Below are 25,459 nucleotides of genomic sequence, written 5' to 3' on the forward strand. Positions count from 1 at the left end.
AAAGTTGAAGTACGACGGATGATACCGTGGACTTCATAGCCTTTTTCTAATAATAATTCGCTTAGATAGGAACCATCTTGACCGGTGATGCCGGTAATTAGGGCGCGTTTAGCTTCAGTCATCAGTAATTTACCTAATCGGGAAGAATAAAGACCAGGGCAGGGTCTGACTGCTTATAGCACACTTTAGCCCCTCATGACAAGTTTGGCGATTAGTTATCGGGACAGTCTTGACAAGATTCCCTGAACCTGAATTCAGGTTTGGCAGTCCCTTTAACCCTTAATCCTTTCCCATCTGTGGAGTCCAAATCCTGAAAATATCTCTTCTTGTCGGGAAAACTCTTGCCACAAATAGCACAAATCTGTTATGATGGTTTGTCTGTGTCCCGATCAACCATACCAGTATTGAGAACAAGAAACGACTGTGGCTAATACAAAGTCTGCACTCAAACGAGTCCAAATCTCCGAAAGAAATCGACTACGCAACAAAGCGTACAAGTCAGCCGTAAGAACCCTGATCAAAAAATGTCTTGTCGCTGTCTCGGCCTACGGAGCCAACCCCAGCCCAGAAGGGTTAGAAAGCGCCCAACAAGCTCTATCGGAAGCTTACAGTAAAATCGATAAAGCCGTCAAGCGCAACGTCTTGCACCGGAACAACGGCGCTAGAAAAAAAGCCGGTTTAGCCAAAGCTTTGCAAAAAGTTAGCCAAGCTTCCTAAGGAACAAGTAAGCTGTAATCAGGACAGACGCAACAAGCGATCGGGGGTCGATGCAATTAATAGATACGCACGTTCATCTGAACTTTGACGTTTTGCAAGCCGACTTGCCCGCTATCTCCGAACGTTGGCGAAGTGTGGGAGTCGTTCATCTGGTTCACTCCTGTGTTGAACCAGAGGAATTTGCGGCGATTAAAGCCATTGCTGATCAATTTGAGGAAATTTCCTTCGCCGTCGGTTTACATCCCCTAGATGCCCAAAAATGGCGAGATAATAGTGCCGAGCAGATCGAATCCCTAGCCCGATCTGATCGGCGCGTCGTGGCGATCGGGGAAATGGGGTTAGACTTCTATAAAGCGGATAACCAAGAGCAGCAAAAACGGGTGTTTTGGACGCAATTGGAAATCGCCCATCGTCTCGATAAACCCGTGATTATCCATTGTCGAGATGCGGCTAAGGAAATGCGGGAGGAAATCAGTGCCTTTCGGCAACAAGTGGGCAAAATTCGCGGCGTGATGCACTGCTGGACTGGCAACCCCGAAGAAACTCAATGGTTTTTAGATTTGGGTTTTTACATCAGCTTTAGCGGCATTGTCACCTTCAAAAACAGTAAAACCGTGCAAGCTGCCGCCCAAATTGTCCCCAGCGATCGCCTACTGATCGAAACCGATTGCCCCTTTCTCTCACCCAATCCCCACCGCGGTAAACCTTGTGAACCCTCTTTCGTCTTCCATGTGGCCGAAACCGTCGCCCGTCTGCGCGGCTATCCGGTCGAAACCCTAGCCGAACAAACCACCCACAACGCCCGCAAATTATTTCAACTCCCCAGTTAAAAAACATAGTTTATTAGACAGGAGAAAGGAGTCAGGAGAAAGCTTTTATTTATTCTCCGGTGTTCCCCTACTCCCCCATCACCCATCCCCTCACCGCTCACTGATATCCGACCGTCGCTATCGTGTCATCAGCCCTTGTAACCATAATGAACAATCTTACCTTTAACCTCTTACCCGACCTCATCGAAATCCAACACTCCAGTTTTCGGTGGTTTTTGGAAGAAGGACTAATCGAGGAACTGAACAGCTTTTCCCCCATCAGCGACTATACAGGTAAATTAGAACTACATTTCCTCGGCCAGGACTACAGACTCAAAGAACCGAAATACAACGTCGATGAAGCCAAACGACGTGATAGCACCTATTCCGTTCAGATGTACGTTCCTACCCGTCTAATCAACAAAGAAACGGGAGAAAACATCGAACAGGAAGTGTTTATCGGCGATTTACCCCTGATGACCGAACGGGGAACCTTTATCATTAACGGGGCCGAACGAGTCATCGTCAATCAGATCGTCCGTTCCCCCGGTGTTTACTACAAAGCCGAAATCGACAAAAACGGTCGCCGTACCTACTCCGCTTCCCTGATTCCCAACCGAGGAGCTTGGTTAAAATTTGAAACCGACAAAAACGGCTTAGTCTGGGTCAGAATCGACAAAACCCGCAAATTATCCGCCCAAGTTCTCCTGAAAGCGATCGGATTGAGCGATAACGAAATCTTTGACTCCCTACGCCATCCCGAATTCTACCAAAAAACCCTCGACAAAGAAGGCAATCCCAGCGAAGAAGAGGCACTCCTCGACCTGTACCGCAAACTACGCCCCGGGGAACCCCCCACCGTCACCGGCGGACAACAACTACTCGAATCGCGCTTTTTTGACAATAAACGCTACGATCTCGGTCGCGTTGGTCGTTATAAACTCAACAAAAAACTACGCCTCAACGTCCCCGATAACCAGCGCGTTCTCACCACCACCGACATCTTATCGGCGATCGACTACCTAATTAACCTCGAATTTGACATCGGCAACACCGACGACATCGACCACCTCGGCAACCGTCGCGTCCGTTCCGTGGGTGAACTGCTCCAAAACCAAGTGCGAGTAGGTTTAAACCGCTTAGAAAGAATCATTCGGGAACGGATGACCGTCAGCGAATCCCAAAACCTCACCCCCGCTTCCCTAGTCAACCCGAAACCCCTAGTAGCGGCGATTAAAGAATTCTTTGGTTCCTCGCAACTCTCCCAGTTCATGGATCAAACCAACCCCCTAGCGGAATTGACCCATAAACGCCGCATTTCCGCCCTTGGACCTGGCGGTCTGACCCGGGAACGGGCCGGTTTTGCCGTGCGCGACATCCACCCCTCCCACCACGGTCGCATTTGTCCGGTGGAAACCCCAGAAGGTCCCAACGCCGGTTTAATCGGTTCCCTGGCCACCTACGCTCGCGTCAACGACTACGGTTTTATTGAAACCCCCTGTTATGCGGTGGAAAATGGCCGAGTACGCTATGATCTCCCCGTTAAATACCTCACCGCCGACGAAGAAGACGATCTCAGAGTCGCCCCGGGAGACGTGGCCACCGATGAAAATGGTTATATCCTGGGCGAAACTATCCCCGTGCGCTATCGCCAGGAATTCTCCACCACCTCCCCCGAACAAGTGGACTACGTTTGTGTTTCTCCCGTGCAAATTGTCTCGGTGGCCACTTCCCTGATTCCCTTCCTCGAACACGACGACGCTAACCGCGCCCTCATGGGTTCTAATATGCAACGACAAGCGGTTCCCCTGCTGCGTCCCGAACGTCCCCTGGTGGGTACCGGATTGGAAGCACAGGCCGCTCGCGACTCCGGCATGGTCATCGTTTCGCGTACTAATGGGGTCGTTTCCTACGTCGATGCTAACCGGATTCGCATCAAAGTGGCGGATGAAGACAAAGAGATTTTTGGCAAGAGCGAGATCGAGTACGAAATTCAGAAATATCAACGCTCTAACCAAGATACCTGCCTAAATCAGCGTCCTTTAGTCTATCAAGGTGAACAGGTTGTGCCGGGGCAGATCCTCGCCGATGGTTCCGCCACCGAAGGAGGAGAAATCGCCCTCGGACAGAATATCCTCGTCGCCTATATGCCCTGGGAAGGCTATAACTACGAAGATGCGATTTTAATCAGTGAAAGACTGGTGGCACAAGACACCTACACCAGCATCCACATTGAAAAATACGAAATCGAAGCCCGTCAAACTAAGCTAGGACCAGAGGAAATCACCAGGGAAATTCCCAACGTCGGTGAAGATGCCCTGCGAAACCTCGATGAACGCGGCATTATTCGCATCGGTGCCTGGGTAGAAGCCAGCGATATCCTTGTGGGGAAAGTCACCCCGAAAGGCGAATCAGACCAACCCCCCGAAGAAAAACTACTGCGGGCAATTTTCGGCGAAAAGGCCCGGGATGTACGCGATAACTCCCTGCGCGTTCCCAACGGCGAAAAAGGCCGGGTAGTGGATGTGCGCGTATTTACCCGCGAACAGGGAGATGAATTACCCCCTGGGGCCAATATGGTGGTAAGGGTTTACGTTGCCCAAAAACGCAAAATCCAAGTGGGCGATAAAATGGCGGGTCGTCACGGCAATAAAGGGATTATTTCTCGCATTCTGCCCCTAGAAGATATGCCCTACCTCCCCGATGGTCGTCCCGTCGATATCGTTCTCAATCCCCTAGGGGTTCCCAGTCGCATGAACGTCGGTCAGGTGTTTGAATGTTTACTGGGTTGGGCCGGCGAAAATCTGGGCGTGCGCTTTAAGATTACTCCCTTTGACGAAATGTACGGGGAAGAAGCCAGCCGTTTAACCGTTCACGGATTGCTAGAAAATGCCTCGAAAAAACCCAATCGCGATTGGGTGTTCAAGGAAGAACACGCCGGCAAAGTCACGGTTTACGATGGTCGCACCGGCGAACCCTTTGACCGTCCCGTTACCGTCGGTATGGCCTATATGTTAAAACTGGTTCACCTGGTTGATGATAAAATTCACGCCCGCTCTACTGGTCCCTACTCCTTGGTTACTCAGCAACCCTTGGGCGGTAAAGCTCAACAGGGAGGCCAGCGCTTCGGAGAAATGGAAGTCTGGGCCCTAGAAGCCTACGGGGCGGCCTATACTTTGCAGGAATTGCTAACGGTAAAATCCGATGATATGCAAGGACGGAATGAGGCTTTAAATGCGATCGTAAAAGGCAAGCCGATTCCCCGCCCGGGTACGCCAGAATCCTTTAAGGTTTTGATGCGAGAATTGCAATCCCTCGGCCTCGATATCGCCGTTCACAAGGTGGAAAATGCCCCCGATGGTACTTCCCGCGATGTGGAGGTGGATTTGATGGTCGATGTCGGTCGTCGCGCCCCCTCTCGCCCCACCTACGAATCCTTAACCACAGAAGACCTTGAGGAAGAAGAATCGGAAGTGTAATTTCAGTTATCAGTGAGCAGTAATCAGTAATCAGTGAGAAGTCAGGAGTCAGTAGTCAGGAGACAGGAGAGAATTTTCCAGGAAAAAGCAAAAAAAAGGACAGTAAAGTAAAAATTTGCCTATTCCCTATTCCCCGTTCCCTATTTCCTGTTCCCTTTTCTAACTGATAGCTGAATGCTGAATGCTGATAGCTAATAGCTGTTTACTTGTTACCCGGATCGAGATGTTTTATAACCAAACTGTTGACAAAGGAAAACTGAAAAAACTGATCGCTTGGGCCTATCAAAACTACGGTTCGGCGCGCTGTTCACAAATGGCCGATGAATTGAAAAACCTCGGTTTTCGTTTCGCTACCAAAGCAGGGGTTTCCATTAGTGTGGATGATTTAACCGTACCGCCGGCTAAACGACAAATGATCGAAAGTGCCGAACAGGAAATCCGGCAAACCGAACAGCGTTATGTGCGCGGGGAAATCACCGAAGTGGAACGCTTCCAAAAAGTAATCGATACTTGGAATAGTACATCTGAATCGCTTAAAGATGAAGTAATTCGCAACTTCCAAGTTACCGATCCCCTCAACTCCGTCTATATGATGGCTTTCTCCGGAGCGCGGGGTAATATGAGCCAAGTGCGTCAGTTAGTGGGAATGCGGGGATTAATGGCTAATCCCCAGGGGGAAATTATTGACCTCCCGATTAAGACTAACTTCCGGGAAGGATTGACCGTTACCGAATACGTTATTTCCTCCTACGGGGCGCGCAAAGGTTTAGTTGATACCGCCCTACGGACGGCAGATTCCGGTTATCTGACCCGTCGTCTCGTCGATGTGTCCCAAGATGTCATCGTCCGCGAGGCCGATTGTGGCACCAATCGTTACATCGAATTAACCGCCATGACCGATGGCGATCGCGTGTTAATTCCCCTAAGCGATCGCCTATTAGGTCGTTCCCTGGCCGAAGATGTGGTGGTCAATGGAGAAGTGATCGCCACCCGCAACCAGATTATCGATGACGAAACCGCCGAAAAACTAGGGCGACTCGTCGATAAAATCAAAGTCCGCAGCCCCTTAACCTGTGAAGCGGCCCGCTCGGTTTGCCAAACCTGTTACGGTTGGAGTCTGGCCCACGGTCATCCGGTGGATATGGGGGAAGCAGTGGGAATTATTGCCGCCCAATCGATCGGGGAACCGGGGACTCAGTTAACCATGCGTACCTTCCACACCGGGGGTGTATTTACCGGAGAAGTGGCCCGGCAAGTGCGGAGTCCCTTCGAGGGAAGCGTGCGTTTTCTGCCGGGGTTAAGTATCCGTAACGTGCGAACTCGCCACGGGGACGAACGGGATCAGGTGGAGGCCCCAGGGGAAATTAAATTAACACCGAAGGATAAAACTAAAGAAACCGTCACCTACTCTTTGACTCCGGGATCACTGCTATTTGTCACCGATGGGGCAACGGTAAGCGAGGAACAGTTACTAGCGGAAATAACCTCCGATAAAGTCCAAAAATCCACGGAAAAAGCCACAAAAGACGTAACCAGTGACTTAGCCGGCGAGGTGCTATTCTCGCAATTAGTCCCAGAGGAAAAAACCGATCGCCAAGGCAATACCACCCGCATCGCCCAACGGGGGGGATTACTATGGATTCTCTCCGGAGAAGTGTATAACTTGCCAACCGGGGCCGAACCTGTGGTCAGTAACGGCGATCAAGTACAAGTGGGGGATGTTTTAGCAGAAACTAAGCTGGTATCCACTAACGGCGGTTTGGTGCGTTTAGCCCCCAATAGCCGGGAAATCGATATCGTCACCGCTTCCGTGTCTTTGGATCAGGCCGAAGTAAAAGTAGAAAGTAGTGCCGGTCGGGAACAGTTTATTATTCATACGGGAGATGGTCAAAGCTTCCTACTGAAAACCACTCCGGGGACAAAAGTACAGAATCATGCCATTGTCGCCGAGTTAATCGATGATCGCTATCAAACCCACACCGGCGGCATGATTAAATACGTCGATATCGAAGTCGCCAAAGGCAGCCGTAAACAGGGTTATGAAATCACCAAAGGCGGCACGATCCTCTGGATTCCCGAAGAAACCCACGAAGTCAATAAAGATATTTCCCTCTTACAGGTGGAAGATGGGCAGTATGTGGAAGCAGGGGAAGAAGTGGTTAAAGACATCTTCTGTAACTGTAGCGGTGTGGTGGAAGTGATCCAGAAAAATGACATCCTCCGGGAGATTATTGTCAAACCAGGGCTGTTATTTATGGATCTCGAACCGGAATCCTCCGGAATTGCCCAAGAACAGTTAATTTACCCCGGGACACAGTTGACTCCCGAAGTGACGATCGAGGAGTTACGGCAAGCGGAATGGGTGGAAACTAACGAGGGTTTGGGATTACTGCTGCGACCAGTACAGGAGTTCGCCGTAGAAGACCAATCCACTTCTCCCACCCAAGGTTCCGCTAACCAAGAAGGAGGACGACATATCGAACTGCGATCGGTGCAGCGCATTTTCTTTAAAGACGGGGAAAGAGTTAAATCCGTCGAGGGTTGTCAACTGATCAGCACCCAATTAGTCCTCGAAATTTCCAGCGAAGAACCAGAATCAGTCTCCCATCTGACGGCCGATATCGAGTTAGAACCGATTGAGGACAGGGATTGTCAGCGTTTACAGTTAGTTATTCTCGAATCTCTGGTGCTGCGTCGGGATAGTGATAATGATCCTTTAGGGGGTAATATTCAGACTCGCGTTCTCGTCCAAGATGGCGATGAAATTCCACCGGGGGCAGTGGTGGCCCGGACTGAGATTCAGTGTAAGGAAGCTGGAGAAATTCGCGGGATTCGCAAGGGTAGCGAACCGGTACGCCGTCTTTTAATTGTCAGTGACCGTGACGAGTTTATTCTCCCGCTCGCTGTTGCTCCCACCGTCAAAGCTGGGGATCTGGTAATCGCCGAAACCGAGATCGGCGCTGGAGTTTTAGCCCCCAATTCCGGTCAAGTGCTGGCCATTGACCAAACCACCACCGGCTATGAAATCCGTCTGCGTAAGGCCCGACCCTACCGAGTGTCGGCGGGGGCGATTCTGCACATCGATGAGGGAGATCTGGTCCAACGGGGCGATAATTTGGTGCTGTTGGTGTTTGAGCGCTCGAAAACCGGGGATATCATTCAAGGTTTACCCAGAATCGAAGAACTGCTCGAAGCACGCAAACCGAAGGAGGCTTGTGTACTAGCACGCAAACCGGGAGTTTGTCAAGTGGAGTATCAAGATTCTGAGATCGTCGATATTAAGGTGGTCGAGGATGACGGCACGATCAGTGAATATCCGCTTTTAGGCAGTCAAAACCCCCTGGTGAGCGATAATCAGCGTATCGATGTGGGTCAGGCGTTAACCGATGGTCAGGCTAATCCCCACGAGATTTTAGAGGTGTTCTTTAATTATTATGTGGATAGCTTGGGCAGTTACGAAGCGGCCTTAAAAGCCTTGGAAAAAACCCAGATGTTCCTCGTTGATCAGGTACAGTCGGTTTACCAATCCCAGGGGATCGATATTGCTGATAAACACATCGAAGTGATCGTGCGTCAGATGACTTCTAAGGTGCGGATCGATGACGGTGGCGATACCAGTATGTTACCCGGGGAATTGTTGGAATTGCGACAGGTGGAGACGGTAAATGAAGCCATGTCAATCACCGGTGGGGCGGCAGCTAAATATACGCCTGTACTACTGGGAATCACCAAGGCTTCCTTGAATACCGATAGCTTTATCAGTGCCGCCTCCTTCCAAGAAACCACCCGCGTCCTCACGGAAGCGGCGATCGAAGGCAAGTCCGACTGGTTACGCGGTCTCAAGGAAAACGTGATTATCGGTCGTCTGATTCCGGCGGGTACTGGCTTCAATGCCCACGAAAACATGGCGGGGGTCAGCGATTACACCCCCCCGGAGGAGGAATATAACTACAACAACAATCGTGGTTATTACGCTCCTCCCGGCGGCCTCGGTTTCCCCCCTCGTCCCGGTTTCGGCGACAGTAGTGAGGATAGCGATATGATTCTTGACGATCAAACCGCTCGCGCCTACGCTGAGGGTGATGTGGTCGATTTAGAAGATGATGAAATGGTTTTCCTCTCCTCCCGCGGCAGCAGTCGCTTTAGTCGCCAACCCATCAGCGACAGCTGGTCAGAGATCGATGGGGACGGAGATGAGGAAGATTTAGAGGAGGATTACGAAGAAGAATAATCGTCTGTAGATATCTTAAAAGGAGGAGTGGCAGGAAAAACCCTTGTTATTCCCCAAAAACCTCCTCCTTCTCTCCCCCAACTCCCTAATTTTCCAGCTAATTTCCCCCGACATTTGAGATAAAAGAAGGCAGCCTTTCCTGTTGACCAGAAGGGGAACAAAGTTAGGATTTTCTGAATTTTCTCTCCAGTCGGGATGACAGGATTTGAACCTGCGGCATCCTGCTCCCAAAGCAGGCGCGCTACCAAGCTGCGCTACATCCCGAAATAGACTCCCCTTTTAGTATAGCCTAAGATCCCCATTCTTAATCGGGATACCAAAACATACCTTTGATACCTTCAGGATCGAGAACAAAACCGAGACGACGATAGAAATCCACCACCTGCGGATCGGCGAAAAGAGTTATATTACTGATATCCTCACCCCGCAACTTCCTAATCATAAATTTCATTAATGCTTTACCAAAGCCTTTACTTTGATAGTGAGGATGAACAACCACATCCCAGACTGTAGCATTAAAAGCGTGATCGGAAGTGGCACGAGCAAAACCCACTAAACGACGGCGATTACCTCGCACTTCCCACATCGACACCACTAAAAAACTACATTCGATCGCTTTTTTAACTTTGCGTAAAGGACGACGAGCCCAACCTACCGAGTCACAAAGTTCTTCTAACTCATATAGATCTAGCTCTCGATCGGTACTAAAAAATACTCGCGTCTGTCCGAGGTCATTCTGGGCAACCTCTACCAAGTCTCCCGAATAGTCAGGTGATGCAGTGACTTCCGAGCTATTAAATAATCTCTTCCAAAAAACCATGCCGGGGGGCTACTGCCTCAATATTATCCTTTTAGCCTAGTATATTTTATTTTCCCCTCTCTAAGAACAATCGGGCAACCGGAGTCCAAATGTGATTGGGTGAGTACGGAGAGGGTGGGATTTGAACCCACGAACCATTGCTGGTTACTCGATTTCAAGTCGAGCGCGATCAACCACTCTGCCACCTCTCCAAGGCAGCTAGACTTATATCCTATCATTAGATTCCTTGCATAAATCAAAAAATTTTCCGCAAATGAAAGGAAAAGGTGTGCATATTAGACCTCTTGCAGAAATCAAAAATCGTTGTTAGGGTTAGGAGTCAGTAGCCAGTAGTCAGTAGTCAGGAGAATTGAGAATGAATAATAATCAATTAAATGGTCTATTTACAGATTTTTAGCGTTGGCTGAATAAGTCTGTTGGTGGAGTCAGTAGCCGGTCGTCAGGAGATAGGAGTCAGGAGATAGGAGTCAGGAGATAGGAGATTATTTTATTTATTCTCCCCACACCCCACACCCCACACCCCACTTCCCACTTCCCACACCCCACACCCTGTCCCCACGAAAAACTTTTTCAGCAGACCTTGATTATGCAAGAGGTTTACTATCGGGTTAAAGATTAAAATTTCCCCTTTCCCCCTTCCCCGACTTCTGCAAGAGGTCTATTCTAGTACATTAGAAGTGTGATTAGGGGTTTCTGAGCAGGATGTTGGGCGGAGGCCGATAGGCCCGACTACTTCCCCTCACTACCCCCGCCGGGATGACCGACTTATTCCTTTAATTTCTGTAATTTTCGGCTTTCAAAGGGGAAAACTCAAATTAGAATAGGGAGGGGTGCCTTAAAATTGCTGTTTTGGCGTATAATCACCTCAATAAAATTTAGAAGCTCCTAGAGTTGATAGTTTTAAACATTTCTGTGAGGAAAATGTATTTATTATGAGTTCAATTATTGAAATCGGCGACCAAAAAATTAGCGAGTCAGAGGTATTGCCTCTTTTGGCAAAATATGGTATGTTACCCCAGTTAATCCGGGAAGTAATTATCGAACAAGCGATCGCCAATATCACCTGCAATCCCGAAGAAAGAAACGCGGCCTATTCCCGTTTCTATCAAAATAATCAAATTGCCAACGATGAGCAAATGAAATCTTGGTTACAACAAAACGGGATGGATTCCGAGCAACTAGAATATCTAATTCTGCGGGACATTAAATTAGAAAAATTTAAACAGGAGACTTGGGATAACAAAGTAGAATCCTACTTCTTGCAAGTCAAAAATCAATTGGATAAGGTGGTTTATTCCCTGATTCGGACAAAAAATATCGGCATTGCCCAAGAACTATTTTTCCGGATACAGGATCGAGAAAATAGCTTCGCTGAACTGGCCAAAAAATACTCCCAAGGATCAGAAGCGGAAACCGGAGGACTGCTTGGACCCGTGGAACTGAGCACTCCCCACCCCCAGATCGGGCAAATTCTCAAAGCAAGTAAACCGGGGCAACTGTGGCCACCGACGCAAGTGGGAGAATGGGTCGTGATTGTCCGGTTAGAAAAATATTTATCCTGTGAATTAGACCCTCCCACCCGTCAACGCTTACGGAATGATTTATTCCAACAATGGTTAATGACTCAAATGCAAACAGTGAAATCTATCCCCGAATCAACCCCAGTCAATAGCGAGCAGGGATCGATTACATAGCATTTCCTTGCAAAACTGGGTAAACCCAGTCTTTTCGCTTAATTATTTGTCAACTTAGTCAATTTTCGCCTAGCTAATGAGTTATACCACTTTAGATTTTACCGCCTTTCTGGAGACTGTACAGCCCTTTGATCGCCTGCCCGTAGATGTTAGACGTTCCCTCGGTCAGAAATTACAACCCTTTCGCTATGAGATGGGCAATGCCATACTCAAGTGCGATCGCTTACCCTCTCACCTCGTTCTTCTCTACGAGGGAGAGGCCAGACTTTTGGGTTACGATGCTAGGGTTAACAATTCGCTGCCGGTTACTTTGGCTAAATTACAGCCCGGGGATTTATTCGGGTGGATGAGTCTTCTGCGCGGTACCCCCTGTGAAACGGTGATCGCTTCTTCGGAAGTCACGATCTGTTTAACCTTAAAAGAAGAGGATTTTTGGTCTTTAATCAATAATTACCCCGAATTTAAGCAATATTTCTTTAAAGAAACCTCGATCGCTGAAGTTTATGCGACCCTAGGCTCCTATCTTAATCAACAGGCCTGGGGTGGGGGAGACCTGAAAGAAATTGCACAGGCTCTTTTAAACAGAGCTTGTGTGTCCTACAACCAGATTAACGATGATTATCTCTGGTTAGTCAGCGAAAATACCGACAATTATCCTATCGGCACAGTCATTACCCAAAATAATCCGACTAACACCCGTTTATTAGGTCTTTTCTCCAATCAGTTAGATGAATTCTTCGACGTAGCTCAGGGCAAGTTCTTGACAGTTGCAGCCGAATCGGCTGCGGAAACAAAAACCGATGATATCTGGGAAACCCAAGTCATTAAGGGAAATAAACCCACCCAGGTATTAGATATCCCTCAAGGAAAAATAAGCGACATCACCAGCGATATCGACCTTGACAAAACTCTCCAGAAAAACCGCAAATCCTATCCCTTTTTCAGGGGAAAAACGGAACTAGAGGCGGTGAGTGCCTGTTTTCAGATGATCTGCAAATATTTTAATATCCCCTTTCGCAAGGACGTGATCCAACGCATCCTAGGGGATCAACTGCAAAGAACTGGCAGCCTTTCCCTGCCCCTGTGTGGGGCTGTGGCCGAGGTAGTGGGACTCCATAGTCAATTAGTGCCTTTACCTGCTACTTCCTTGCCCAATATCAACCCTCCTGCCCTAATTCGCTGGCAAGACAGCATCGTTATCCTCTACGAAATCAATCAACGGGAAACCACGATCGCCGTTCCCGAACGGGGGATAATTAAACGCAAAACCAGCGAATTTCTGGAATCTTGGGGCGAAAAAGGGGAAGTAATTCTGCTTAAACCCACCAAACACACCCAGCAACAGCGTTTTGGCCTATCATGGTTTTGGCCTTCTGTCAAGAAACATAAACGAGTCTTAATAGAAGTTTTTATTGCTTCTTTCTTCGTGCAGTTATTTGCCCTGGCCAATCCCTTGATGATTCAGGTGATCATCGATAAAGTGATCGTGCAGAATAGCCCAGAAACTCTGAATACCCTCGGGGTTTTCCTGTTAGTAATTGCCGTTTTTGAGGGAATTTTAACCTTTTTGAGGACATCCCTGTTTGTCGATACCACTAACCGCATCGACATGACCCTCGGTTCAGAAATTATCGATCACCTGCTGCGCTTACCCCTGAAATACTTTGAACGGCGACCTGTGGGGGAAATTTCGACAAGAATCAATGAATTAGAGAATATTCGGCAATTTTTAACGGGTACAGCCCTAACGGTGGTGTTAGATGCCATTTTCTCGGTTATCTACATCGTGGTTATGTTGATCTATAGCCCGATTCTAACCGTTTGGGCGCTGGGAGTCGTGCCGATTTTAGTTCTGTCCACAGCTATTTTCGCACCAATCGTGCGGCGACAACTGCGAGCAAAAGCGGAACGAAACGCCGAAACCCAATCCTATCTGGTGGAGGTGATGACGGGAATCCAAACAGTAAAAGCACAGAATATCGAATTGCGTTCCCGTTGGCAGTGGCAAGAACGTTATGCACGCTATGTGGCCGAAGGTTTTCAAACGGTAATGACCTCAACTTTGGCCGGTTCCTTTAGTCACTTCTTTAACCAATTATCGGGTTTATTAGTGCTGTGGGTGGGAGCAGCCTTAGTTTTAGACGGACAACTCACTCTTGGTCAATTAATTGCCTTCCGGATTATCTCTTCCTACGTTACCTCGCCGATTCTGCGTTTGACCCAACTCTGGCAAAACTTCCAAGAAACTGGCTTATCCCTGGAAAGATTAGCCGATATCGTCGATACTCCCCAAGAAGCGGAACTCGATCGCCAAAACATCCCCATGCCCTTAATTAAAGGCACTGTCACCTACGAAAACCTCGCTTTCCGCTTCAATCCCCACGGTGCCCTGCAACTATACAACATCAATTTAGAATTCCCCGCCGGCACTTTTGTCGCTTTGGTGGGAGAAAGTGGCGCTGGGAAAAGTACCATCACTAAACTATTAGCCCGTCTCTACGAACCAGAATCGGGACGGATTCTCATCGATGGCTATGATATCAACAAAGTGGAACTCTATTCCCTGCGTCGTCAAATCGGCATGGTTCCCCAAGAAACCCTATTATTTGACGGTACGGTACAGGAAAATATCGCCCTGACTAACCCCGATGCGACTGTGGAGGAAATTGTCTCGGCAGCAAAAGCAGCCGCAGCCCACGAATTTATTATGACCCTGCCCAATGGCTATAATACCCGCGTCGGTGAACGGGGGGCATCCCTATCGGGGGGACAACGACAACGGGTTGCGATCGCTCGTTCCGTCCTGCAAAGACCGCAAATTCTCATTCTTGATGAGGCCACCAGCGCCCTCGACTATAACACCGAACGGCAAGTGTTTCTGAATCTCAAGGAAGTTTTCAAGGACCACACGGTCTTCTTTATTACCCATCGTTTAGCTTCGATCAAATCCGCCGATATTATTGTCATGATGGATAAAGGCACAATAGCGGAGGAAGGCACCCACGAGGAATTAATGGCCAAAAAAGGCCTTTACTATACTCTCTATAAACAACAGGATTCGCAAATCTAGTTAGTCAGGAGACAGGAGACAGGAGTCAGGAGACAGTAATCAGGAGTCAGAAGATTAGTTTTATTTATTCTCCCCACACCCTACACCCTACCCCCACGAAAAACTTTTTCAGCAAACCCTAAATATAGGAGAATCCCCATGAACAGCAATTCTAATAACGGTCAAAACGGCAAGGGCAATGGTAAAAGCGATGAACTGACCCAAGCAAGTAAAAACGTGGCCACTACCACGAAAAATAAAAGTATTACCCCTTCTTTACCCACTTTCAGCCCACCGGAACAATCGGTGATTCTGAAACAATCGCCCATTTGGTCGCGGACGATTATCTGGACATTAATGAGTGTCACCACTGCCGCTTTAATTTGGTCAGTGTTCGCCAAAATCGAGCAGGTGGTCGGTGCCCAAGGACAACTTAAACCCCAGGGCAAAGTGCAAGAAGTACAAGCACCGGTGAATGGGGTGGTACAGTTCGTTAAAGTTAAAGATGGCGATCGAGTTAACAAAGGGGATGTACTGGTTTTAATGGATTCCAGTGCCTCGCAAGTGCAGTTAGAATCTTTGAAAAAAATTCGCGCCACTGCTGAGAAGGAAAATCAATTCTATCGTCTATTAATGGCGCAGGATCTGACACCGGCAGCAGTGGAAAGTTCGATCGCTCAATTAAAATTACCGAGTGAAATCGCCGATTTAGCCCGTAATCGTGCCGCTTTGGTGGCAGAAAATCAACTTTATCAAGCACAGGTCAATGAAGGTGCCTCTAGCTCTGCTCTACAAGGGGAAGAGTTAGCCCGTTTAGAGGCTGCCCGACGGGAGGCCAATTCTCGACAAGCGGCCGCTAGATTGGAAATGGAACAATTAGCAAAACAATTGGACCAAACCAGGGTACAGTTGGCCGATGCCCGCTCCCAATTAATCAATGATCGCTTCGTCTTAGAAGAAATTAAGACTCGTAATGCCAATTCGATGAAACAAGGCCAAGAAGGCTTGGATATCGAGCGTAATATTCTTAAGGATATTGAACCCTTGGGAGAAGAAGGGGCGGTCGCCCGTTATCAGATTAATAAACAAAAACAATCGGTAACTGATCGCCAGAATGAATTACAGCAGCAAGAGGCTAATGGCAAAATCGATCGAGAAAAACAAGAGAAAGAAGTACAAACCCGCATCGCCGAAATTTCCCGTTTGGAACAGGAAGAAAAGCGTTATTCCCTATTGATCTCCCAAGCGCGAGAAAAGCTGATTAATACCACAGTAATCACGGAAAAAGATGTGCGTGATAAAATGGCGGATAATTACAAAAGTATTGCTGAAATCGATAGTCAGATCAGTCGCGTTATCATTGATAACAACAAGCGCATTGCTGAGTTAGATAGTCAAATTAGTCAAGCACAACAGACGATTAAATATCAAAAAATTACCGCCCCCATCGATGGTGTGGTCTTTGATCTCAAGGCGCGGCCTGGGTTTGTTCCCCAACCAAGTCAAGCGGAAGCATTGTTAAAAATTGTTCCCGATGGCTGTCCCACCCAGATCAAAGATGCTGCTAAAGGTTGTTTAGTGGCAGAGGTGGACGTGACTAACCAAGACATCGGTTTTGTGCGCGTGGGACAAAAGACCGATATTCGCATTGATTCCTTTTCCTACAGTGAATACGGCGATATTAAGGGAGAAGTAATCTCGATCGGTTCTGATGCTTTACCTCCCGACGAAAATCACCGTTTTTATCGGTTCCCTGTCCGGGTAAGCTTGAGCAGTCAAGAGTTAGTTTTGAAAGATAAATCTACTCTGCCGCTGCAATCGGGGATGTCTGTGAGTGTCAACATCAAAGTCAATGAAAATCGCACGGTTTTGGGACTATTTACCGATATGTTCAATAAACAGGTGGATACTCTCAAACAAGTCCGTTAGGCGAAAAAATTCGGGGGTAGATCCTGCCAACGGCCTGATCCGATCGCGCTAATCGCTTCCGAGAGGTTAACCGCACCGGTATAAAGAGCGCGGCCCACGATTACTCCCGTTACTCCCAAAGGTTCCAAAGACAATAAACTCAGTAAGTCTGTCAGGGAACTAATACCCCCGGAGGCGATCACGGGAATCTCGACAGATTCGGCTAATTCTCGCAAAGCGGCGATATTAGGGCCAGAAAGCGTGCCATCTCGATGAATATCAGTGTAGATAATCGTGCTGGCTCCTCTTTTTGCCATATCTTGACCGAGTGCGATCGCATCTACTGAGGAAGTTTCTAACCACCCCCTGGTGGCTACTTTACCATCGCGAGCATCAATACCAACAATTATTTGCCCCGGAAAGCTTTGACAAAGTTCGCTGACCAATTCTGGCTTTTCTACGGCTACTGTCCCCAAAATCGCCTTTTCTACCCCGATTTTTAGGAGATTACTCACCGTTTCTACATCCCGCAGTCCACCCCCCACCTGTACGGGAATGGCAATATCATTAAGAATTGTTTCAATAGTTGACAAATTAACCGATTTACCCTCTTTGGCTCCATCCAAATCGACTAAATGTAATCTGGTTGCCCCCTGATTGACCCATTCTCGCGCCACTATTGCGGGATTATCATTAAAAACCTGCGATTGTTGGTAATCTCCCTGATAAAGTCGCACACATTTGCCATCGAGAATATCAATAGCGGGGATAACTTCCATGTTTTTCTCAATATCTAACTAAGGAGCGTTTTTTATTATATATTACCAGCCTTGTCAGTTATCAGTTATCAGTTATCAGTTATCAGTTTTGAGTCTGAGAGGGGAACAATCCCTCTCAACGCATTGTCCACAAAGATTTTAAAGTGCCAGCCATTGCGGGGATCGGGGGGAAAATTCCTGGACTTTTTCCCTGAAAATTAGGTAACTGACTACCTCAAAACTGGTAAAACCCCACACCCCAAACCCCATACCCCACTCCCAGGAAAAGCTTTTTGCCGCAAACCATCTATATTAAGTGTGCATGATCAAATGGCAGTAACAGTGCTGTCTTTTCACTGATTACTGTTTACTGATCACTGATTACTGATTATCGATTCCTAGGGGAAAAAATTCTTCTAGAATGATAAGTACATATACGAGAGGAATTATACTCATGTCTGCTGGGAAGTTTCAAACAGCCGCTTCATTATCCGATCGAGAGCTAGAAATACTCGATTTAGTGGCTAATGGTTTAACTAATCAAGAAATCTCGGAAAAGCTGGAGATTAGTAAGCGTACCGTTGATAATCATATTAGTAATATCTTGACGAAAACAAAAACCGATAATCGGGTGGAATTGGTGCGTTGGGCATTGCATTGGGGTAAAGTTTGTCTTGATGATATTAATTGTTGTATCCTTCCTTCCCCGGCGCTGACCGATGATCAGGTTTCCTAAACTTCTTCGACTTTTGCTTGCGGTTAATATCATCAGTCTGGGGGGATGTAGTGATGCGGGTTTTGTCACCCCTCCCCAACAGCTTTTAGGAAATACTTTAAATACCCCTTCCTCAGAAGATAATCCCCGTTTTAACTACGATGGTCGTTATCTGGTTTTTGCCTCTGATCGCAGGGGTCAACGAACGATTTATTTATTAGATCGAGTGGCTAATCGTTTAGTTCCCCTACCGGGGTTAAATCAAGCAAAAACCTATCAAGATCAGCCAGATATTAGTGCCGATGGTCGTTATATTGTTTATGTGTCGGAACAGTCCGGTAAACCCGATATATATATTTATGATCGACAAACTCTGCAAGCAAAAAATCTCACCGAAAATATCTTAGGAGAAGTGCGTCATCCGACGATTAGTGGTAACGGTCGTTTTATTGCTTTTGAAAGTAATCGTTTCGGTCAATGGAATCTGGAAATATTCGATCGAGGTGGCGAAATTTCTCCTTCTTTACCCCCGATAAATTCTTCCCCGTCCCGATAGTATTGGGAGAGAAGGGAGAAGGGTGCGGGGAACTCACAGGTGTAGGTATTTTACAAACCTGTGAAGAGAAGACAAGGAGGACAAGGAGGGAAAGTGGACAAGGAAGTTTTTAGGCGCAAAGAGCAAAAGTGAGATGAGGAAGTATTAACAGCAAGAGTAGATTTTGTCAGGGACTGTTGTGGAAATAAACCATTTAAAGAAATAGCGGATCTTCTCGTTTCTGTTCAGTATTTTTATCAGCTACTAATTGGGATTTTAAAGTATGATAACCTCTTTTACTACCCAAAAAATCTTTCTGTTTCTTTTGGTGGCGTTCCCTGGGAGTTTCCGTTACATCCATTACCGTTACGACCGGTATCTCTGCTTGATTTAGTAGAGCTTTTTTTCCTTTTAAACGGAAGTTTCCCGATGGTAAAAGCATCCGTCTTTTTGAATTGTCCATCTGGTAAGTTTTGATAATCCATACTTTTGCTAATAAACATAGCAAAAGTATAGATGATTTCCTGACCTAAGATCACATTTTATTCTTTTTTCCACTTCCATCTAAAAATCGAGAAAAAAGAAAAACGCTGCATTATACCATAAAAAAATTATGTAAGAGGTTTATTCTTTGACAATAGAGTTGAATTCCTTGCAGCTTGGCTAAGGAGAATTTGGGTTTAATGGGAAGGAGCAGTAAAGACATAAAACTCATCCGCAGCAAGCGATAAACAAGGATAGTTAAAGTCGTATGTTTTTCGAGACTGAGAAGATAACCATAGATATTATGAGTTAGTCTTAGATAACCATAGCGTCGGGTGATAGAAGATGGTTCATGAATAATTTTAATCTGATTGGTAACAACGACTAAATAGCCTTGATTTGCGTATCTTCGGGAAAAATCAAAGTCTTCGTAGTAGAGAAAGTAATCGGGATCAAAATGGGGACAAGTGGAAAAATTAGAGAAATTAATTAATAAACTGCATCCCGTCACCCAGTCAGGAATAAGATAGGGTTTATTTCCATAGTCTAAGGATTCCTCTACCACGTTAATTGTGCCGATTTTAGCATTAAATTTTCCCCAACCAAACCAGATTTTACCATCCGGTTCGTAAATTTCTGTACCAGCGATGGCAACTTCGGGATATTGCTGAAAAAATTTGCTTGCTTTCTCCAGAGAGTCCGGTAATAAGTAAGCATCGGGATTAACTAACCAAACGATAGCTTCTTTGTCTTGTTGATAAATCCAATCAAGTCCTAGATTACATCCTTTCCCAAATCCTAAATTTTCTCCCGCTTCAATAATCTTGACTCTTTGCGCTGCTAAAGATTGGATATTTTTATCTTCAGTGGAATTGTTAATAATGATGAGAGTAGCAGATAAGTTATCGTTGAGGGAAGCGATTAAACGCTTAATTAATGCCCCGCAATTGTAGTTAACCGTCAATAGATAAATCATTACAGATAAAAGGTAGGAGTCACTGGCAATTAATAATGGTTAGAGAATAGCTTTTCCGTACTAATTACTTTTTTTGGAGAGGACAGAGATTATACTTTTCAATTTTACTGGAAAAGGGTTGACAATTTTGGAAGTCAATCTCTAGATTTTCTTTAGCTAAATCCTTCCCTAGCTCTGGAGATTTGCTATTAAAGTCAGTCATCAGAATATAGAGATTACCCACGGTGGTTTCTGCGATAAACTTTTCAGCATTTTTTCGCATTAAAGTTCCCTCACTAACTCCCATATTTCCTCGCAATCGCACAAAACGAGTCGAAGCGGGAAAATGGGGAACTAGATAACCCGTTCCTTCATCTCCCCACATAACAATCGTGGAATTTTCGTAGGGTTTTAATGCTTGACTATCGATACCAAAATAATTATCTGACCATCCCATTCTCCACCAGTCTAAGGGTTTGACTGTAGCGGCAATTAAGGCAAAAATAGCGATAGAGATTATAAAAACTGTCCTTTTATGAGGATAAAGATAGGCAATAATCAGGATAATTACAACTGGTGTGATTAACTCTAGAACGATCAAGTAACGATAGATAGAAAAACCCTTTAACCAGATCAGATAGGCACTACAATAAAAAGGTAATAGAAATCCGAGAATGGGTACATGGACTAAATTATTTTTTTGCTCTAGAGAACGGCGAGAGGTGTACTGATAAATAATCACTCCCAGAAGAATGACAATTAAAAGATAGGCAATGGCAAAACGAGTCTCTTTAAATTTTACCTCAGCCACTAGGGTTTGTTCCTGCACAAAATAAAAGGGATAAAATAAAAATTGCCAAACATCTTTCGGTAAAAACCGGGTATCTTGCAGGTTAAAATCTGTTTCGATGTAGGGAGATTGAAAAATTTTGTTGAAAAAGGGAAAAAGGGGATTAGCAAAATTAGTCCACATCAGGATTATCCAATAACCCATCGTCAGGGAAAAACCCACAGCCATAGAGAGAATTAAAGTCAGAAGATTACGCAGCTTTTCTTTGATGGTATTGGTTAAAAAACTAATCGCCACGATTAAACTGATACTATACAGTGCCGTGGTCAATTTTAGTCCCGTTGCTAGTCCTAAAAGCAATCCTGCGAAAATTATCGTTTTAAGCTTAACTGGTTGATTACGACCAAGACAAGCGATAATCAAAAATAATCCTGCCAAAACAAAAACACTGCTGGTACTATCTCCGATACTGGTTCCTAATTCGGAAATATAGGCTGCGCCAAAAATACTGGTAATCGCTGCCGCTATGCTTAAAGTTATCTTGTATCTTTCGCAAACCTTATCAAAGGAGTGATAAGTGATTAAATGAACTAACCACTGATTTAAACCGTGAAATCCTCCCAAGAAAAACCCAACCACCACCGGAGGTAGTTTTAGGTAATAGATAGCAACAAAAAAAGGAACATCCATCAAAGGATTAAAGAAAGTTTGTATCTGTGCTGGGAGGACATCATACTTAAAACGTCCCGTTAATAACATATAGGGATTATAAAAATGATAATTGCGTAAATCCCAGCTAACATCTTGACCTAAGATAACTGATAAAATCCCTAGTCCGATAAAATAAACTACTGCCCAGAGGAGGGGATGAGTGAGGGAGAACCGTTTTAATAATGTCATAACTTAATCAATAATTCTGGTGAATTTGACGAGAAAACTAACCCGTTTTTGTGCCATTAGACTAATTAGTAGCTCTGGGACGAGTCGGACTTTTAGCTGATAGCTTTTTACTTGATATACCATGTTTGGCTAACAAATACAAACGGAAACTTTTAACTCCCAAAAACGTCCTTAGGCGAGTTGACCAAATTTTGATATACTAAGGTGATAAAGTTGCCCACCATACTGACTCGATCGCCCATGAAGTCCAGAAAAGGGTTAATCTCGGTCAAGCAAGCTTATCTAAAAATTCTATTGGTTATCCTAGTTCTGGCGATAATTGGTTTATCGGTGGTCAGAAACTATGGTATCACTTGGGACGAACCGATCGAAGTGGATATGGTCAATCATAATCTCGAATATATCCGAGAAAACAAGCCCATATCAGAAATGTCGCGTCATTACGGCTTTTATTTTAACTACATATCCCAACTTATCTACGAAACCAAAGAAAATTTTTTCCCTGCTACCCCCAATCTTCCTCCCAATCCCACTGATAAGGATAAATGGCTATCGAGGATCTGGCAAATAACCCGGGTTAAGCACGTTGTCACCTTTCTTTTTTCCCTGATTGCCTATCTATCGGTGGTGGGAATCGTCGCTATCTTAGCAGGAATCGAATCTGCTTGGTTAGGTGCGCTAATTTTAGCCCTATTTCCCGCTTTTTGGGGTCATAGCTTCTTTAATCCCAAAGATATCCCCTTTGCAGCCATGTTCACCCTCGGAACCTTCGCTGGTTCCGTATTACTAGATAAATATTTTCAGTCCGAAAATCAGACTATTAAACTAGGATTTAACCGTTTAACCGTTTATTCTTGCCTCTACGGGATTCTCGCTGGTTTAATCACCGGAATTCGCATCGGTGGCTTTTTTATCCTCTTTTATCTCATCTTCGCCCATCTGGTGGCCCGATGGAATTTAAAAACAATCCTCAAAACTCTCTGGCGTTTTCTGCCCCTATACGCAGTTATTATACTTTTTTGGGCAATAACCACCTATATAGTCTATCCTGCTGCTTGGAGAAACCCGATTACTTGGTTTATCGAAGCGATAACCCTCATGTCGAAGTATAACATCTGGGATAATACGGTTCTCTTTGACGGTCAAAATATCCCCGGTCGTTCCTTGCCTTGGTACTATCTACCCCGGCTATTTTCCCTCACCACCCCCGTCCTGCTGCAAATCGCCGTCTTGGTCGGTGTAATGGTGATTTTGACAAAAATAACCAAATTAACGCCAAGCCAGCGTGCTTGCGCCATAATCACCCTACTGCAAGCGTTTTTACTGCCCACCTTTGCTATCCTGCGTCAATCTACTCTCTACGACGGCATCCGTCACTTTTTATTTGTCATTCCCGCCCTAGCAGCGATCGCATCTACGGCCATTATTTGGACATATCATAAACTCAAGCGAAAGTCAATAAAAATCTTTCTAACGACCCTGCTAATCCTCAACTTTAGCGTCATTGTCTATGACATGATCAGTCTGCATCCCTACGAATACACCTACTATAATCGCGCCTACGGAGGCTTAAAAGCGGCCCAAGGTCAACAGGAAACCGATTACTGGGGATTAAGTCTCAAGGAGGGGATGGAATGGCTTAATCAAAATGCCGCCGCTAACTCTACCATTGTGGTTGCCGGTCCGATATTTGCGGCGGAAATGGTAGAGAATCACCAACGAAACTTTACGATAATCTATCGAGATGACTTTGCTTGGGGAAAAGCTCCCGAACCCGATTATTACATGGGTTTATCCCGATACGATTATTTCCAAGCTTTCCCCCATTGTCCCATTGTTCACGCCGTCCAACGCCAAGACACCCCCCTAACCATCATTAAACGTTGTCCTCAGCTATGATCGAAATGACTGCTATTCCGCCGATTTCCTTGCAAAACTACCGTATCGCTGCGATTATTCCCTGTCACAACGAAGAACTAACGATTGCTAAAGTTGTCTCCCAATTCCAAACTTTTCTGCCAGAAGCGGCAATTTATGTTTATAACAACCGCTCTAGCGATGATACCGTGACCGAGGCCCTGAAAGCGGGGGCGATCGTTCGTCAGGAAACCCAACCGGGAAAAGGCAATGTTGTCCGGCGGATGTTTGCCGATATCGAAGCGGATATCTATGTTCTCATCGATGGTGATGATACCTACGAAATTGCGGCAGTACGACGCTTAATTGAACGAATGCTGCGGGAACAATTGGATATGGTGGTCGGTGCGCGTCGGGAAGCGGTAAAATCCTCCCAGGCTTATCGCCGGGGTCATCGCGCTGGTAATCTATTTTTAACAGGATTCGTTAAATTTCTGTTTGGAGCGCGTTTAATCGATATGCTCTCCGGTTATCGCATCTTTTCTCGTCGTTTCGTCAAATCTTTTCCCGCTTTGTCCAATGGTTTCGAGATTGAAACCGAGTTAACTATCCACACTTTAGAATTAAAAATTCCCTTCGCTGAAGAACCAACCCTCTACGGGGAACGTCCCGAAGGTTCCCAAAGTAAGTTAAAAACCTTTCAAGATGGCTGGCGGGTATTGGGAACCGCTATCCTACTATTTAAAGAAATTCGTCCTTTTCTCTTTTTTAGCCTTGTCTCGCTGATTTTGGCGGTTATTTCCCTCCTCTTAGCGATTCCCGTCCTGTTTGAATACCTCGAAACCGGCTTAGTGCCACGTTTTCCCACCGCTATTTTATCGGCCTCGATCATGCTTTTAGCCTTTTTAAGTTTGACCTCTGGCATGATCCTCGATTCCGTCTCCCGGGGACGAAAAGAGATGAAACGAATGGCCTATCTAGCTAACAGTTGGCTGAAAGCTTAGGGAAAAAAGCTCCCTAAACATACAAGTCTAGGTCACATCTCCAGTTAAACCGTCTCTAACCGTTGCAGCACGGAGGAGGGTTTTTTGTCAATAAATTCCGCCGGCGGAATTTGATATTTAATCAGATTGGCTAATTCCTGTAGTTGGCTGATGGCTTCCGCGCCTTCGAGTTTCATTAACTCTCGATCATCTCGCATTTCTGTCCAGGTGATGCCGTAATCGGACACGAGAAACCGAATTAGATGGGTTTCCCCCAATCCCACCATAAAAGATGCGCTATTCAGTTGACCGCCACAGGTGTAGCAAGATGCTAGATAACCTTGATTTTCTAAGGCGATCGCTAAAGCCTGTAAATCCATGACTAAGTCTTTGACCAGTTGGCGATGCTGTTCTGCAAGTCGTTTAAACACAATTTTCCTCCTGATAACACTCCTCAAGTATAAAACCTTAACACTTTTTTAAGATTCTTTTCTGAGAAAATAGGGTACGTGAACTAAGTTTTCTTACGGATGGTAAGTAACAAAATGTAAAGAACCCTAAATCTAGGGTAGCGTAAATTTCTGAGATAGCTAAGTATATATAACTACAGAGCCACCAGTTTATCCATCTTTCCACCCCCTCGATCCCAACTATTCCCATCATGCCTATTTTTAAAGTTTATGATCCAGTTTCGACAAAAAAGTTCGTAAATCTATATTGACAATTACATAAACCTATGCTTCTATGCCGGATGCGGAGGGGTGTGGGGTGTGGGG

At 45.9% G+C, this 25,459-nt stretch carries 17 protein-coding genes, 2 tRNA genes and 1 pseudogene; 11 read left to right on the top strand and 9 right to left on the bottom strand.

The window, feature by feature from the left end:
• The coding region (locus PN470_RS15345) for a GDP-mannose 4,6-dehydratase (RefSeq protein ID WP_271935526.1) at positions 1 to 122 on the bottom strand (122 nt) is incomplete at its 3' end.
• Positions 123 to 423: 301 nt separating this feature from the next.
• Here PN470_RS15345 and rpsT point away from each other — a divergent pair.
• The 4 genes from rpsT (at position 424) to PN470_RS15365 (ending at position 9,236) form a co-directional block, all read left to right on the top strand.
• Positions 424 to 717 (top strand): 30S ribosomal protein S20, encoded by a 294-nt coding sequence (rpsT, locus tag PN470_RS15350; protein ID WP_002737368.1) that lies wholly within the window; start codon positions 424 to 426, stop codon positions 715 to 717.
• A gap of 50 nt (positions 718 to 767) precedes the next feature.
• Positions 768 to 1,547, top strand: coding sequence for a TatD family hydrolase (locus tag PN470_RS15355; RefSeq protein ID WP_002736410.1), 780 nt, complete (start codon positions 768 to 770; stop codon positions 1,545 to 1,547).
• Positions 1,548 to 1,693: 146 nt separating this feature from the next.
• The gene (rpoB, locus tag PN470_RS15360) at positions 1,694 to 5,005 is read left to right on the top strand and encodes a DNA-directed RNA polymerase subunit beta (protein ID WP_016516964.1); all 3,312 of its coding nucleotides are present in this window, start codon (positions 1,694 to 1,696) and stop codon (positions 5,003 to 5,005) included.
• 223 nt (positions 5,006 to 5,228) lie between these two features.
• Positions 5,229 to 9,236 (top strand): DNA-directed RNA polymerase subunit beta', encoded by a 4,008-nt coding sequence (locus PN470_RS15365; protein WP_272104765.1) that lies wholly within the window; start codon positions 5,229 to 5,231, stop codon positions 9,234 to 9,236.
• A 190-nt stretch (positions 9,237 to 9,426) separates the two neighbouring features.
• Here the strand turns inward: PN470_RS15365 and PN470_RS15370 are convergent.
• The 3 genes from PN470_RS15370 to PN470_RS15380 all read right to left on the bottom strand — a co-directional run bounded on the left by PN470_RS15370 (position 9,427) and on the right by PN470_RS15380 (position 10,247).
• Positions 9,427 to 9,500 (bottom strand) — tRNA-Pro (locus tag PN470_RS15370).
• A 40-nt stretch (positions 9,501 to 9,540) separates the two neighbouring features.
• The gene (locus PN470_RS15375) at positions 9,541 to 10,056 is read right to left on the bottom strand and encodes a GNAT family N-acetyltransferase (RefSeq protein WP_002736326.1); all 516 of its coding nucleotides are present in this window, start codon (positions 10,054 to 10,056) and stop codon (positions 9,541 to 9,543) included.
• Between the two features lie 106 nt (positions 10,057 to 10,162).
• Positions 10,163 to 10,247: transfer RNA gene (locus PN470_RS15380), tRNA-Ser, on the bottom strand.
• A gap of 741 nt (positions 10,248 to 10,988) precedes the next feature.
• Here PN470_RS15380 and PN470_RS15385 point away from each other — a divergent pair.
• From PN470_RS15385 to PN470_RS15395, 3 genes are all read left to right on the top strand, one after another.
• Complete coding sequence (locus tag PN470_RS15385; protein WP_002791139.1) at positions 10,989 to 11,750, top strand: peptidylprolyl isomerase; 762 nt, start codon at positions 10,989 to 10,991, stop codon at positions 11,748 to 11,750.
• Between the two features lie 76 nt (positions 11,751 to 11,826).
• On the top strand, positions 11,827 to 14,820 hold the full coding sequence (locus PN470_RS15390; RefSeq protein ID WP_271936837.1) for a peptidase domain-containing ABC transporter: 2,994 nt from the start codon (positions 11,827 to 11,829) through the stop codon (positions 14,818 to 14,820).
• Between the two features lie 138 nt (positions 14,821 to 14,958).
• On the top strand, positions 14,959 to 16,728 hold the full coding sequence (locus PN470_RS15395) for an HlyD family efflux transporter periplasmic adaptor subunit (RefSeq protein ID WP_271939572.1): 1,770 nt from the start codon (positions 14,959 to 14,961) through the stop codon (positions 16,726 to 16,728).
• Here PN470_RS15395 and hisA read toward each other — a convergent pair.
• Positions 16,725 to 17,486, bottom strand: a complete 762-nt coding sequence (gene hisA, locus PN470_RS15400; protein WP_271939570.1) for a 1-(5-phosphoribosyl)-5-[(5-phosphoribosylamino)methylideneamino]imidazole-4-carboxamide isomerase — start codon at positions 17,484 to 17,486, stop codon at positions 16,725 to 16,727. The genes PN470_RS15395 and hisA overlap by 4 nt on opposite strands.
• Before the next feature lie 433 nt (positions 17,487 to 17,919).
• On the opposite strand from hisA, the gene PN470_RS15405 reads away from it, so the two are divergent.
• Both PN470_RS15405 and PN470_RS15410 read left to right on the top strand, forming a co-directional pair.
• Entirely contained in the window at positions 17,920 to 18,201 is a 282-nt protein-coding gene (locus PN470_RS15405; RefSeq protein ID WP_002737431.1) for a helix-turn-helix domain-containing protein, read from the top strand.
• Positions 18,185 to 18,736 (top strand): TolB family protein, encoded by a 552-nt coding sequence (locus PN470_RS15410; protein WP_103113366.1) that lies wholly within the window; start codon positions 18,185 to 18,187, stop codon positions 18,734 to 18,736. The genes PN470_RS15405 and PN470_RS15410 overlap by 17 nt, the downstream gene beginning before the upstream one ends.
• A 220-nt stretch (positions 18,737 to 18,956) precedes the next feature.
• Here the strand turns inward: PN470_RS15410 and PN470_RS15415 are convergent.
• The 3 genes and pseudogenes from PN470_RS15415 to PN470_RS15425 all read right to left on the bottom strand — a co-directional run.
• Positions 18,957 to 19,172: pseudogene (locus PN470_RS15415) on the bottom strand (IS5/IS1182 family transposase); the annotation flags it as partial.
• A 138-nt stretch (positions 19,173 to 19,310) separates the two neighbouring features.
• Entirely contained in the window at positions 19,311 to 20,174 is an 864-nt protein-coding gene (locus PN470_RS15420; RefSeq protein WP_002774343.1) for a glycosyltransferase, read from the bottom strand.
• A 64-nt stretch (positions 20,175 to 20,238) separates the two neighbouring features.
• Positions 20,239 to 21,843: a glycosyltransferase 87 family protein gene (locus PN470_RS15425; protein ID WP_272104763.1), complete on the bottom strand. Its 1,605-nt coding sequence runs from the start codon at positions 21,841 to 21,843 to the stop codon at positions 20,239 to 20,241.
• Between the two features lie 240 nt (positions 21,844 to 22,083).
• Between PN470_RS15425 and PN470_RS15430 the strand changes: the two genes are divergently transcribed.
• Positions 22,084 to 23,742, top strand: a complete 1,659-nt coding sequence (locus tag PN470_RS15430) for an ArnT family glycosyltransferase (RefSeq protein WP_272104764.1) — start codon at positions 22,084 to 22,086, stop codon at positions 23,740 to 23,742.
• Positions 23,739 to 24,704, top strand: a complete 966-nt coding sequence (locus PN470_RS15435) for a glycosyltransferase family 2 protein (RefSeq protein ID WP_002791124.1) — start codon at positions 23,739 to 23,741, stop codon at positions 24,702 to 24,704. Before PN470_RS15430 ends, PN470_RS15435 begins: the two co-directional genes overlap by 4 nt.
• A gap of 44 nt (positions 24,705 to 24,748) precedes the next feature.
• On the opposite strand, the gene PN470_RS15440 is transcribed toward PN470_RS15435, so the two are convergent.
• On the bottom strand, positions 24,749 to 25,114 hold the full coding sequence (locus PN470_RS15440) for a DUF1815 family protein (protein ID WP_002791123.1): 366 nt from the start codon (positions 25,112 to 25,114) through the stop codon (positions 24,749 to 24,751).
• Positions 25,115 to 25,459: the final 345 nt, after the last annotated feature.

This window comes from Microcystis sp. CS-574, assembly GCF_028329095.1.
Classification (GTDB): Bacteria; Cyanobacteriota; Cyanobacteriia; order Cyanobacteriales; family Microcystaceae; genus Microcystis; species Microcystis ichthyoblabe_A.

Coding starts and splice junctions, on each gene's coding strand:
- PN470_RS15355 (WP_002736410.1), top strand. CDS start 768: ATGCAATTAATAGATACGCACGTTCATCTGAACTTTGACGTTTTGCAA.
- rpoB (WP_016516964.1), top strand. CDS start 1,694: ATGAACAATCTTACCTTTAACCTCTTACCCGACCTCATCGAAATCCAA.
- PN470_RS15365 (WP_272104765.1), top strand. CDS start 5,229: ATGTTTTATAACCAAACTGTTGACAAAGGAAAACTGAAAAAACTGATC.
- PN470_RS15375 (WP_002736326.1), bottom strand. CDS start 10,056: ATGGTTTTTTGGAAGAGATTATTTAATAGCTCGGAAGTCACTGCATCA.
- PN470_RS15385 (WP_002791139.1), top strand. CDS start 10,989: ATGAGTTCAATTATTGAAATCGGCGACCAAAAAATTAGCGAGTCAGAG.
- PN470_RS15390 (WP_271936837.1), top strand. CDS start 11,827: ATGAGTTATACCACTTTAGATTTTACCGCCTTTCTGGAGACTGTACAG.
- PN470_RS15395 (WP_271939572.1), top strand. CDS start 14,959: ATGAACAGCAATTCTAATAACGGTCAAAACGGCAAGGGCAATGGTAAA.
- hisA (WP_271939570.1), bottom strand. CDS start 17,486: ATGGAAGTTATCCCCGCTATTGATATTCTCGATGGCAAATGTGTGCGA.
- PN470_RS15405 (WP_002737431.1), top strand. CDS start 17,920: ATGTCTGCTGGGAAGTTTCAAACAGCCGCTTCATTATCCGATCGAGAG.
- PN470_RS15410 (WP_103113366.1), top strand. CDS start 18,185: ATGATCAGGTTTCCTAAACTTCTTCGACTTTTGCTTGCGGTTAATATC.
- PN470_RS15420 (WP_002774343.1), bottom strand. CDS start 20,174: ATGATTTATCTATTGACGGTTAACTACAATTGCGGGGCATTAATTAAG.
- PN470_RS15425 (WP_272104763.1), bottom strand. CDS start 21,843: ATGACATTATTAAAACGGTTCTCCCTCACTCATCCCCTCCTCTGGGCA.
- PN470_RS15430 (WP_272104764.1), top strand. CDS start 22,084: ATGAAGTCCAGAAAAGGGTTAATCTCGGTCAAGCAAGCTTATCTAAAA.
- PN470_RS15435 (WP_002791124.1), top strand. CDS start 23,739: ATGATCGAAATGACTGCTATTCCGCCGATTTCCTTGCAAAACTACCGT.